The organism is Agrobacterium sp. ICMP 6402 (assembly GCF_009498615.1).
Lineage (GTDB): Bacteria > Pseudomonadota > Alphaproteobacteria > Rhizobiales > Rhizobiaceae > Agrobacterium > Agrobacterium burrii.
This window is the reverse complement of record NZ_QSNV01000006.1, coordinates 161,263-173,151: the sequence shown is the minus strand read 5'-3', so window position 1 is coordinate 173,151 and position 11,889 is coordinate 161,263. Positions and strand designations below refer to the sequence as shown.

The following is an 11,889-nucleotide window of genomic DNA, read 5'->3' as shown; positions in this document are numbered from 1 at the left end:
GAGGACACCATGTCGGAAAAAAGAGTTCAGCCACTGGCGCGTGATGCAATGGCCTATGTCCTCGCAGGCGGAAGAGGAAGTCGCCTGAAGGAACTGACGGACCGCCGCGCAAAACCCGCCGTTTATTTCGGCGGCAAGGCGCGCATCATCGATTTTGCGCTCTCCAACGCGCTCAATTCCGGCATTCGCCGCATCGGCGTCGCCACGCAATACAAGGCGCACTCGCTTATCCGCCACCTGCAGCGCGGCTGGGACTTCTTCCGCCCCGAACGTAACGAGAGCTTTGACATTCTGCCGGCCTCGCAGCGCGTCTCCGAAACGCAGTGGTATGAAGGCACCGCCGACGCCGTTTACCAGAACATCGACATCATCGAACCCTATGCCCCGGAATATATGGTCATTCTGGCCGGCGATCACATCTACAAGATGGATTACGAATACATGCTGCAACAGCATGTGGATTCCGGTGCCGACGTAACGATCGGATGCCTGGAAGTGCCGCGCATGGAAGCAACCGGTTTCGGCGTGATGCATGTGAACGAAAAAGACGAGATCATCGACTTCATCGAAAAGCCGGCCGATCCGCCCGGCATTCCCGGAAATGAGGGTTTCGCGCTCGCTTCGATGGGCATCTACGTCTTCCACACGAAATTCCTGATGGAAGCGCTGCGTCGCGACGCCGCCGACCCGACCTCCAGCCGCGACTTCGGCAAGGACATCATTCCCTATATCGTCGAACACGGCAAAGCCGTCGCGCACCGCTTTGCCGATTCCTGCGTTCGCTCCGATTTCGAGCACGAGCCCTACTGGCGCGATGTCGGCACGATCGATGCGTACTGGCAGGCCAATATCGATCTGACGGATGTGGTGCCCGACCTCGACATTTACGATAAATCCTGGCCGATCTGGACCTATGCCGAAATCACCCCGCCGGCGAAATTTGTGCATGACGATGAGGATCGCCGTGGTTCGGCCGTGTCGTCGGTCGTTTCCGGTGACTGCATCATTTCCGGCGCCGCCCTCAACCGCAGCCTGCTGTTCACCGGCGTGCGGGCCAATTCATACTCCCGCCTTGAGAATGCCGTAGTACTGCCGAGTGTGAAGATCGGGCGTCATGCCCAGCTCAGCAACGTCGTCATCGACCACGGCGTGGTCATTCCCGAAGGGCTGATTGTAGGAGAAGACCCAGAACTGGATGCCAAACGTTTCCGCCGCACGGAAAGCGGCATCTGCCTTATCACCCAATCGATGATCGACAAGCTGGACCTGTAGAGCCCATGAATGTCCTTTCGGTTTCATCCGAAATCTATCCCCTGATCAAGACCGGAGGGCTCGCCGACGTTGCCGGCGCGCTCCCCATCGCGCTCGAAGCCCATGGCGTCAGAACGCGCACATTGATACCCGGATATCCGGCGGTGAAAGCCGCCGTGACGGACCCTGTCAAATGTTTCGAATTTTCCGATTTGCTCGGTGAAAAAGCCGACGTGCTCGAGGTGCGGCATGAGGGGTTGGATCTCCTCATTCTCGATGCACCCGCTTATTACGAGCGGTCCGGCGGACCTTATCTCAACCAGACCGGCAAGGATTATCCTGATAATTGGAAACGTTTTGCGGCATTGTCGCTGGCGGCCGCCCGGATTGCCGCCGGCGCACTTCCCGGCTGGCGGCCAGATATGGTGCATGCCCATGACTGGCAGGCCGCCATGACCCCGGTCTATATGCGTTATGCCGAAACGCCGGAAATTCCGAGTCTCCTCACCGTCCATAACATTGCCTTCCAGGGTCAGTTCGGCGCCAATATCTTCAGCAAACTTGAATTGCCCGCGCATGCTTTCGGCATGGAAGGCATCGAATATTATAACGATGTGAGCTTCCTCAAGGGCGGTTTGCAGACGGCGACGGCACTCAGCACCGTCAGCCCTTCCTATGCGGAAGAAATCCTCACCCCGCAATTCGGTATGGGACTGGAAGGGGTGATCGGCAGCCGCGCCCATGTGCTGCACGGCATCGTCAATGGCATAGACGCCGATGTCTGGAACCCGGCCACCGACCATTTGATCCACGACAATTATTCCGCCGCCAATCTTAAGAACCGCGCCCTGAACAAGAAGACGGTCGCCGAACATTTTCGTATCGATGAAGATGACAGCCCGCTTTTCTGCATCATCTCCCGCCTCACCTGGCAGAAGGGCATCGATCTCATGGCGGAAGCCGTGGACGAAATCGTTTCCCTCGGCGGCAGGCTTGTGGTGCTGGGGGCGGGCGAAGTGGCACTGGAAGGCGCGCTTCTTGCGGCTGCATCCCGTCACCATGGCCGCGTCGGTGTTGCCGTCGGTTATAACGAGCCGCTATCGCATCTCATGCAGGCGGGCTGCGATGCAATCATCATTCCCTCACGCTTCGAGCCCTGCGGGCTGACACAGCTTTACGCGCTGCGTTATGGCTGCATTCCGGTTGTCGCCCGCACCGGCGGCCTTGCCGACACCGTAATCGACGCTAATCACGCCGCGCTCGCCAGCAAGGCGGCGACCGGCGTGCAATTTTCCCCCGTTACGCTCGACGGTCTCAAACAGGCGATCCGCCGGACCGTGCGTTATTACCACGAACCGAAACTGTGGACACAAATGCAGAAACTCGGCATGAAATCCGATGTTTCCTGGGAAAAAAGCGCCGGTCTCTACGCCGCGCTTTACAGCCAGCTTATTTCGAAAGGCCATTGAAACAATGATCAAGACTGTTCAGACGACGCCCTATCAGGACCAGAAGCCCGGCACATCCGGGCTGCGCAAGAAGGTGCCCGTCTTTGCCCAGGAAAATTACGCTGAGAACTTCATCCAATCGATCTTCGACGCGCTTGAAGGTTTTCAGGGCCAGACGCTGGTGATCGGCGGCGATGGCCGTTATTACAACCGCGAAGTCATCCAGAAGGCGATCAAGATGGCCGCCGCTGCCGGTTTCGGCAAGGTGCTAGTCGGTCAGGGCGGTATTCTCTCCACGCCCGCCGCCTCCAATATCATCCGCAAATACAAGGCTTTCGGCGGCATCGTGCTCTCCGCCAGCCACAATCCGGGCGGCCCGAACGAAGATTTCGGCATCAAATACAATATCGGCAATGGCGGTCCCGCCCCGGAAAAGATCACCGACGCGATCTATGCCCGCTCCAAGGTCATCGACAGCTACAAGATTTCCGATGCCGCCGATATCGATCTCGACAAGGTGGGAAGCTTCAAGGTGGATGAGCTGACGGTCGATGTGATCGACCCGGTTGCTGACTACGCCACACTGATGGAAGAACTGTTCGATTTCGCGGCCATTCGCACTCTCATCGCCAGCGGCTTCAAGGTCGTCGTCGATTCCATGAGCGCCGTCACCGGCCCCTATGCCGTAGAAATAATCGAAAAGCGCTTGGGCGCACCGAAAGGCTCGGTCAGGAACGCCACGCCGCTTCCGGATTTCGGCGGCCACCATCCCGACCCCAACCTCGTGCACGCCAAGGAGCTTTATGACGATGTCATGAGCCCGGAAGGCCCAGATTTCGGCGCGGCCTCCGATGGCGACGGCGACCGCAATATGGTCGTCGGCAAAGGCATGTTCGTCACCCCGTCCGACAGTCTGGCGATCATCGCCGCCAATGCCCGGCTCGCGCCGGGTTATGCCGCCGGCATTGCCGGCATTGCCCGCTCCATGCCGACAAGTGCCGCAGCCGACCGCGTCGCCGAAAAGCTCGGGCTTGGCATGTATGAGACGCCGACCGGCTGGAAATTCTTCGGCAACCTCATGGACGCCGGCAAAGTCACGATCTGTGGCGAAGAAAGTTTTGGCACCGGCTCCAACCATGTGCGTGAAAAGGATGGCCTCTGGGCCGTGCTGTTCTGGCTGAACATTGTCGCCGCCCGCAAGGAAAGCGTAAAAGACATCGTCACCAGACACTGGGCCGAATATGGCCGCAACTATTATTCCCGCCACGACTACGAAGAAGTGGATTCGGACGCCGCCAACACGCTGGTCGCCATCCTGCGCGAAAAACTCGCCACACTTCCCGGCACCAGCTACGGCAATCTGAAAGTCGCGGCTGCGGATGATTTCGCCTATCTCGACCCGGTCGATCAATCCGTCAGCAAAAATCAGGGCATCCGCATCCTGTTCGAAGGCGGTTCGCGCATCGTGCTACGCCTTTCCGGCACCGGCACGGCAGGCGCGACGCTCAGGCTTTACGTGGAGCGCTACGAGGCGGATACGGCCCGTCACGGCATCGAAACACAGGAGGCGCTCGCCGACCTGATTTCCGTTGCCGATACGATCGCCGGTATCAAGGCCCATACCGGCCGCAACGAACCGAGCGTCATTACCTGAGGACTTGCCGCCCGCTCGCCACCTCGGGCACGAGACGCCACTGGAATGAGGGACGCTGCAATCGCCCCTCATTCGGCCTTGCCTCTACCTTCTCCGTTCCGGAGGAGAAACACCATCCCCTCCGGAGAGACAGACCATGCAGAACCCACCCGTTTTCCCCAAAGGCGCAACCCAGACGGAAAACGGAGCGGAATTCGCTGTCTATTCCCGGCACGCTTCGCAGATCGATCTTTGCCTTTTTGATGCAGCCGGTGAAAAAGAGACTGCCCGTCTGCCAATGAAACGCGGAGAAGATGATATTCACCGTTTGACGGTGGCAGATGCCGGTCCCGGCACGCAATATGGCTACCGCGCCCACGGAATTTACGCCCCGGAACATGGCCTGTGGTTCGACCCATCAAAACTGCTGCTTGACCCCTATGCCACCGAGATCGACCGCCCCTTCCGGCATGATCCGGCCCTGTACGCTTTTGGCGAAGAAACGGGCGGTATCATGCCCAAGGCGATCCTTTCGCAATACGAACCGCTCAAACGCCAACCGCCGCTTTTTGCCGAAGGCGGACTGATTTACGAACTCGCGGTCAAATCCTTCAGCAAATTGCATCCCGAGGTACCGGAAAACATCAGGGGCACCGTCGCGGCGCTGGCTCATCCCGCCATCATCGCGCATCTGAAAAAAATCGGCGTGGATGCCGTGGAGCTGATGCCGATCACTGCCTGGATCGACGAGCGCCACCTGCCGCCGCTTGGCCTTTCCAATGCGTGGGGCTACAACCCGGTCGGCTTCATGGCGCTCGATCCGCGCCTTTGCCCCGGCGGTGTGAGGGAATTACGCGACACGGTGGCCGCGCTGCACGCGGAAGGCATCGGTGTCATTCTCGATCTGGTTTTCAACCATACGGGTGAAAGCGACATTGAAGGGTCAATTTTGTCGTTGCGTGGTCTCGACAATCTTACCGCCTTCCGTCACCCGCCGGGAGAACCCGGTGTGCTGGTCAATGATACCGGAACCGGCAATACAGTCGCCTGCGACCACCCCTATGTGCGCCAGCTCATCATCGATGCGCTCAGGCATTTCGTCCTGAATGCCGGTATTGACGGCTTCCGTTTCGATCTCGCACCCGTGCTCGGCCGAACGGCCAATGGCTTCGATATGGCCAGCGAAACGCTTGCGGCCATGCATTCGGACGCAGTGCTTCACGACCGTGTGCTGATCGCTGAACCCTGGGATATCGGCCCCGGCGGTTACCAGCTCGGCAATTTCCCCGAAAGCTTTCTGGAATGGAACGACCGCGCCCGTGACGACATGCGCCGGTTCTGGCGCGGCGATGCGGGAACCACCGGGGCGCTCGCCAATGCGCTGTCGGGGTCGTCTCCGATCTTTTCCCGCCATGGTCGCTCAAACAGCCGCACCGTCAATTTCCTTGCCGCCCATGATGGTTTCACGCTGTTCGATCTCGTCAGCCACAACCACAAGCACAATGAAAAAAACGGCGAGAACAATCGCGACGGCCATAACGACAATCATTCCTGGAACAACGGCGTCGAAGGCCGAAGCGATGATCCCGCCATTGTCGCCGCGCGCCTTGCGGATGTGAAAGCACTACTTTCCACGCTTTTCGTCAGCCGCGGCGCATTGATGCTGACTGCCGGCGATGAGTGTGGCCGCAGCCAGCAGGGCAACAACAATGCCTATTGTCAGGACAATGAGATCAACTGGGTCGACTGGTCATCGCTTTCCCCGGAACTGATCGACCACACCGCGTTTCTTTCCGCACTGCGCAAACGCTTCGACGTCTTTTCGCAAGCCGCATTTTTCTCCGGCAAGGACGATGTGGCGTGGCTTGCTCCCGGCGGCGAACCCATGACGGTTTCAGACTGGGAAAGGCCGGACGGGACAGCCTTCGCCATGGTGCTTTCCACCTCCGATCGTCAGAGTGGAAACGAGGTCGAACTCGCCGTGCTCATCAACCGCAGCCGGGAGATTGTGCCCTTTACCTTGCCCGGCAATGGCTGGAAAGCTATCGGCACGGATTTTGGCAATCCCGCTTTCCTGCCTGCCCGTTCGGTGGTGTTTTATCTGCGCGGTTGATCGCCTGGCCCTCGCACCCTTATATGGCGTGCGACGCAACCGGAAAGAGACAAGATGGCAAAGGATATAGGGCTGGCGGAGATTAAAAGTCTCGTCGGCACGGAAATGGGCGTTTCCGAGTGGATCGTCGTCGATCAGACGATGATCGACGCTTTTGCAAAGGCAACTTTGGACGAGCAGTTCATCCACACGGACCCGGAGCGCGCCAAAGCGGAAAGCCCTTTTGGTGGCACCATCGCGCATGGGTTCCTGACGCTATCTCTGCTTTCGGCGCTCTATTACGACGCCGTGCCCCCTATTCGCGAACAGATCATGGGCCTCAATTACGGCTTCGACGCCGTCCGTTTCGTCGCGCCGGTTAAATGTGGGGCGCGGGTGCGCGGCCGGTTCATCCTGGCGGAAGCCCGCTTTCGCGGCGCCGCCATGCTGATGACGACCTATGATGTGACGGTGGAGATCGAAAACGAAAGAAAGCCGGCGCTCACCGCCCGCTGGACGACGATCACCCAGTTCAATCCGGAGGACAGGCCGGAAGATATCTGACCCACGGACCAAGGAGAGACCGGATGCATGATGAAGCCGCAAGAAATGCGTTTCTCGTTCAGGCAAGGGCTTGCGACAGCCTCGGCTCGCCCTTTACCGCACGGCTTTGCCGCGCGGTCTCGGCGCGGCTGGACCGCCAGACGGAAGTGGGCCAGAAAATCCTCTCCTGGCCGGGTGATGTTGGCCCCTCCGGCGATTCCGTGCCCCTGCGGCTGGCGGGCGCCCTGCATGCGCTTGCCATTGAAGACAAGATCGCGCCGCTTGTCGATATCCCACCCGAAAACGAGGATACGCTGTGGCAAGCCTGCGAAAATGCGTTGCGCTTTCACGCGGCCTTTATCCTCGAGAGGTTGAAATCACCGCCACAGACCAACGAAGTTCGTCGTTCCGCAGTGCTGCTGCCGGGGTTTCTGACGATTGCAGCACTTGCCGGCAAGCCGCTGGCGCTTTCGGAAGTTGGCGCCAGCGCCGGGCTGAACCTGCAATTTGACCGTTACCAGTATCGACTGGGCGACCTTGTATGGGGTGAGAAGTCGGATGTCTTTCTTTCGCCCGAATGGCGCGGAAACGCTCCACCGCCCGATCGTCGAATTGAGGTCATCGAGCGCGCCGGCTGCGATCTCAACCCGCTCGATCCGTCATCCGCCGAAGATCGTCTGCGGTTGATGTCCTATGTCTGGGCCGATCAGACCGACAGGCTGGAGCGAACGGCAGCGGCTCTACAGATTGCGGTGGAGAACGGCTTGCACGTCGAAAAGGCCGATGCGATCGACTGGCTGAAACGTCGCCTCGCCACGCAACATTCGGGCGTCACCCATGTCATCTATCATTCCGTCGCCTGGCAATATTTGCCGGACGCCTTGAAGCAGACCGGAGAAGCCTTGATTGCCGAGGCAGGCGCCCGCGCTACACCGGAGGCTCCGCTTGCCCGCCTGCAGATGGAAGCGGACCAGACGTCCGGCAGCGCCGCAATTACCCTGCAAATCTGGCCGACCGGCGATAAGCAGGAAATCGGCCGCGCCGATTTTCATGGGCGTTGGGTGGAATGGCGCGGCTGGAAAAACCAGCGAATTTAAACCGTCACGTCCTCAGCCGCCTCCTGCAGCAGCCCGCCGACATACTCGGCGAAGGAGCGCCAGCATTCCACCCGGAACGTGTCGTCCGCGACGCGTAACAGCACCACTTCCGCCTTGCCGAAAACGGTACGTGAGCAGGCCCCGACCGGGAATTTTGCGGGCGAAAGATCTTGCGGGCAGCCGGCATTGAGCGCCGCTTCCGCGCCGGGGCCGGAGACGATGACAGCCGTGTTGCGGTGGGAAACATCGGTTGCCGAAAACAGGCCGGGGACGGAGGCCAGTACTGCCGTCAGGTCGCTCTCACCCTGATCGATCACCAGCCATTCATCCGGGCCGAGCCAGAGAGCAGAGCGCAGACCTGACGTAACGGCGCTTTTGGGGCTGGTGGGCAAGGCAAGACCAAGCGCTTCCGAAAGGGCCGGCACGGCGCTTTCCCGTGCGCGCAGCGACAGCCGCGACGCGGAAGCGGCAGGTTTAAGCGAGACGAAGGGCGAGCCGCCGCGGAAATCCTCAAGCACGGATTTGCGTTTTGCGTGAAGCATATCAGCCATTAAGACGGGCTCCTTCCTTGTCGAGGAAGACCATGTCGGTCACCTCGACGGCAATGGTTTTATCGGCGAGCGGGATATAGAGCGTTTCGCCCATGCGCGCCCTGCCATCCGCTACCAGCGCAAAAGCGATGGAGTGGCCGAGGTTTTCTGACCAATAGGCAGATGTAACATGGCCGAGCATGGTCATGGGCTTCGGCTGGTTCGGATCGACGACGATCTGTCCGCCCTCTTCAGGAACGATCAGCCTGTCCTTCGTCTTCAGACCCACCAGCTGTTTGCGGCCGGAGCGCGTGAGATCAGAGCGCTTGAGACCGCGAATGCCGACAAAATCCGTCTTCTTTTTCGAAACCGCCCAGCTTAGCCCGGCATCATCAGGCGTCACCGTGCCATCGGTATCCTGCCCGACGATGATGTAGCCCTTCTCCGCACGCAGGATATGCATGGTCTCGGTGCCATAAAGGCAACCGCCAACGGCTTCGGCCCTTTCGCGGATCGCGGTCCAGACGGCAGCGCCGTAGTCAGCCGGGACATTGATTTCGAAACCAAGCTCACCCGTGAACGACACACGGAAGAGCCGCGTCGGCACGCCGCAGAACTTGCCCTCGGCCACCGCCATATGCGGGAAGGCTTCCGGCGAAAGGTCGATACCCTCGACAAAGGGAGCGATTACTTCCCGCGCCTTCGGCCCCTGCACGGCAATGACAGCCCATTGTTCGGTGGCCGATGTCAGCCAGACGTTGAGATCGGGGAATTCGGTCTGGAGATAATCCTCCATGTGCTGGAGAACACGCGGCGCGCCGCCCGTGGTCGTCGTCACATGGAAACGATCTTCGGCAAGACGCCCGACAACGCCGTCATCGTAAACGAAGCCATCCTCGCGGGTCATGATGCCATAACGGCAGCGGCCGGGTTTCAGCGTATCCCAGGCATTGGTGTAGATGAGGTTGAGGAACTTCGCCGCGTCAGGGCCGACAACCTCGATCTTGCCGAGGGTGGAAGCATCGAAGATGCCGACGCTTTCCCGCACCGTCTTGCACTCGCGGTTGATTGCTTCATGCATGTCCTCACCCGCACGCGGGAAGAACCAGGCGCGTTTCCAGTTTCCGACATCCTCGAACACCGCACCTGCCGCCGCCTCTTCCTCGTGCATCGGCGTCTTGCGGGTGGGATCAAACAGCGCGCCGCGCGAATGGTTGATGAGCGTGCCGAAGGTGACCGGTGTATAGGGCTGACGGAAGGTGGTGAGACCGACCTTGGGCAAATCCCGACCCAGCGCTTCGGATGCGATGGCGAGCCCGTGCATATTGGACATCTTGCCCTGATCCGACGCCATGCCATTGGTGGTGAAGCGTTTGATGTGCTCGACGGAATGCATGCCCTCGCGCACTGCAAGGCGGATATCCTTGGCGCAGACATCATGCTGGAAATCGATGAAGGCCTTGACCCCGGTTCCTTCACCCGCGCCCTCGGCAGCGCCGATCATGCCGCCGGTCCAACCACGGGCATTTTCGCCGGAAAACTCCACAGCGGAACCGCTGGCAGCGGCCGCCTCGGCAATCAGTGCGGAGAGATCGTCCGTGCCGTTGCAGGCACCGACAGAAACACAGTCCTGCACATGGATATCAGGCAGGAAGCGCTGGTTAGCCGCGTCAAACTTCAGCTTGCCGCGCGATTGCGAGAAGAGATGCACAGACGGGGTCCAGCCGGCGGAAACGACGAGCGCATCAATGGCGATCTTGCGTTTATTGGAGCCGCCATTGCGGCCAACGGTCATGGACGACACACGCAGACGGCCGGCCGTATTATAAACGCTGTGGCCCGCCAGCACTTCGATGCCGAGTGCCCGTGCCTCGTCCAGCAGCAGCCGATCCGGGTTTTCGCGGCAGTCGACGATGGCGGCAATCTTCACGCCGGCCTTCTTCAAATCGAAAGCCGTTTCATAGGCCGAATCATGGGCGGTGTAGACACCGACATTGTGGCCGACAGCCACCCCGTAGTGATTGAGATATGTGCGCGCGGCCGACGCCAGCATGATGCCGGGACGGTCGTTATTGGCGAAGACCATGTGGCGCTCGATCGCACCTGCCGCCAGAACGACCTTTTTGGCACGCACCTGCCACAGCCGCTCGCGCGGCTGGTGTTTGGCGGGCGTGGCGAGATGATCGGTTACGCGTTCGGCCAGCGCCACGAAATTGTGGTTGTAGTAACCGAAGGCTGTCGTGCGAGTCAGAACACGAACGTTAGGCAGGGATTTCAGTTCAGCAAGAACCTTCTGCGCCCACTCATAGCCGGGCAGACCATCAATAACCGCACCCGTGTCGAAGCGCAGCGCGCCGCCGATTTCGGCGTTCTCATCCACCAGAATGACACTGACGCCGGTTTTCGCCGCAGCCAGCGCAGCCGTCAGACCGGCAACGCCACCACCAGCCACCAGCAGGTCGCAATGCGCGTAACGGCCGGAATAATGATCCGCATCTGGTTCGCCCGGCGCTTTGCCAAGACCGGCAGCACGGCGGATGATCGGTTCATAAATCCTGTGCCACGCAGCCTTCGGCCACATGAAAGTCTTGTAGTAGAAGCCAGCCGCAAACATCGGCGAAAGAAAGTCGTTGATCGCGCTGATATCGAAGGACAGCGACGGAAAGCGGTTCTGCGAGGCGATGATCGCGCCGTCGAACACATCCTGCACCGTTGCGCGCACATTCGGCTGTTTGCGCATGCTGTCGCGCGAGACGTCGATCAGCGCATTCGGCTCTTCCGGTCCGGCAGACAGAAAACCGCGCGGCCGGTGATATTTGAACGAACGGCCGATCAGATGCACGCCGTTTGCCAGAAGCGCGGAGGCAACCGTGTCGCCCTCCAGCGCGGAATAAATCTTGCCATCAAAGGTGAAGCGCGCGGTTCTGGCGGGGGTGAGGCGACCTGCACCCTTGATACGATAATCGCCGCTCATCGCGCCGCTCCCTTTTCTGCGGAAAGAACCGTCTCGGCATCCGGTTTTGGTTCACCAGCCTTGTAGGTCATGAGAAATTTGTCGGTGACGGAGTGGCGTGCGGCGTTGAAGAACCGGCCGCAGCCGTGAATGTGGCGCCAGCGCTCGAAAACAAGGCCCTTGTCATTGTCGCGGATGAAGAAATACTCCGCGAAAGCCTCGTCGGAAATATCGGCGATGTTTTCCGGCCGTGCGATATGGGCTTCGCCTGCCCAGCGAAATTCCAGTTCGGAACGGTCTTCGCCGCAATAGGGGCAATGGATCAGAAGCATCGTCGTTCCA

General features: G+C 59.9%; 9 protein-coding genes. 6 read left to right on the top strand and 3 right to left on the bottom strand.

Annotated elements, in window-relative coordinates:
- Positions 1 to 9: 9 nt before the first annotated feature.
- The 6 genes from glgC (at position 10) to DXT96_RS17465 (ending at position 8,064) form a co-directional block, all read left to right on the top strand.
- The gene (gene glgC, locus DXT96_RS17490) at positions 10 to 1,272 is read left to right on the top strand and encodes a glucose-1-phosphate adenylyltransferase (protein WP_006313778.1); all 1,263 of its coding nucleotides are present in this window, start codon (positions 10 to 12) and stop codon (positions 1,270 to 1,272) included.
- Between the two features lie 5 nt (positions 1,273 to 1,277).
- Positions 1,278 to 2,720 carry a glycogen synthase GlgA gene (gene glgA, locus DXT96_RS17485; RefSeq protein WP_153515730.1) on the top strand — a complete coding sequence of 481 codons (1,443 nt, stop codon included), beginning with the start codon at positions 1,278 to 1,280 and terminating at the stop codon, positions 2,718 to 2,720.
- 4 nt (positions 2,721 to 2,724) lie between these two features.
- A complete protein-coding gene (locus DXT96_RS17480; protein ID WP_153515729.1) occupies positions 2,725 to 4,353 on the top strand; it encodes an alpha-D-glucose phosphate-specific phosphoglucomutase in 1,629 nt (542 codons plus the stop codon).
- A 136-nt stretch (positions 4,354 to 4,489) separates the two neighbouring features.
- Positions 4,490 to 6,445, top strand: a complete 1,956-nt coding sequence (gene glgX, locus DXT96_RS17475) for a glycogen debranching protein GlgX (protein ID WP_153515728.1) — start codon at positions 4,490 to 4,492, stop codon at positions 6,443 to 6,445.
- Positions 6,446 to 6,499: 54 nt separating this feature from the next.
- A complete protein-coding gene (locus DXT96_RS17470) occupies positions 6,500 to 6,988 on the top strand; it encodes a MaoC family dehydratase (protein WP_149901222.1) in 489 nt (162 codons plus the stop codon).
- 23 nt (positions 6,989 to 7,011) lie between these two features.
- The gene (locus DXT96_RS17465) at positions 7,012 to 8,064 is read left to right on the top strand and encodes a DUF2332 domain-containing protein (protein WP_153515727.1); all 1,053 of its coding nucleotides are present in this window, start codon (positions 7,012 to 7,014) and stop codon (positions 8,062 to 8,064) included.
- On the opposite strand, the gene DXT96_RS17460 is transcribed toward DXT96_RS17465, so the two are convergent.
- Genes DXT96_RS17460 through DXT96_RS17450 form a run of 3 tightly spaced genes read right to left on the bottom strand, consistent with a single transcriptional unit; the run spans position 8,061 to position 11,879 of the window.
- Positions 8,061 to 8,615: a sarcosine oxidase subunit gamma gene (locus tag DXT96_RS17460; protein ID WP_153515726.1), complete on the bottom strand. Its 555-nt coding sequence runs from the start codon at positions 8,613 to 8,615 to the stop codon at positions 8,061 to 8,063. The genes DXT96_RS17465 and DXT96_RS17460 overlap by 4 nt on opposite strands.
- Positions 8,608 to 11,568 (bottom strand): sarcosine oxidase subunit alpha, encoded by a 2,961-nt coding sequence (locus tag DXT96_RS17455; RefSeq protein ID WP_153515725.1) that lies wholly within the window; start codon positions 11,566 to 11,568, stop codon positions 8,608 to 8,610. Before DXT96_RS17455 ends, DXT96_RS17460 begins: the two co-directional genes overlap by 8 nt.
- Positions 11,565 to 11,879, bottom strand: a complete 315-nt coding sequence (locus DXT96_RS17450; RefSeq protein ID WP_149901226.1) for a sarcosine oxidase subunit delta — start codon at positions 11,877 to 11,879, stop codon at positions 11,565 to 11,567. The genes DXT96_RS17455 and DXT96_RS17450 overlap by 4 nt, the downstream gene beginning before the upstream one ends.
- Positions 11,880 to 11,889: the final 10 nt, after the last annotated feature.

Coding starts and splice junctions, on each gene's coding strand:
- DXT96_RS17470 (WP_149901222.1), top strand. CDS start 6,500: ATGGCAAAGGATATAGGGCTGGCGGAGATTAAAAGTCTCGTCGGCACG.
- DXT96_RS17480 (WP_153515729.1), top strand. CDS start 2,725: ATGATCAAGACTGTTCAGACGACGCCCTATCAGGACCAGAAGCCCGGC.
- glgA (WP_153515730.1), top strand. CDS start 1,278: ATGAATGTCCTTTCGGTTTCATCCGAAATCTATCCCCTGATCAAGACC.
- glgC (WP_006313778.1), top strand. CDS start 10: ATGTCGGAAAAAAGAGTTCAGCCACTGGCGCGTGATGCAATGGCCTAT.
- DXT96_RS17455 (WP_153515725.1), bottom strand. CDS start 11,568: ATGAGCGGCGATTATCGTATCAAGGGTGCAGGTCGCCTCACCCCCGCC.
- DXT96_RS17460 (WP_153515726.1), bottom strand. CDS start 8,615: ATGGCTGATATGCTTCACGCAAAACGCAAATCCGTGCTTGAGGATTTC.
- glgX (WP_153515728.1), top strand. CDS start 4,490: ATGCAGAACCCACCCGTTTTCCCCAAAGGCGCAACCCAGACGGAAAAC.
- DXT96_RS17450 (WP_149901226.1), bottom strand. CDS start 11,879: ATGCTTCTGATCCATTGCCCCTATTGCGGCGAAGACCGTTCCGAACTG.
- DXT96_RS17465 (WP_153515727.1), top strand. CDS start 7,012: ATGCATGATGAAGCCGCAAGAAATGCGTTTCTCGTTCAGGCAAGGGCT.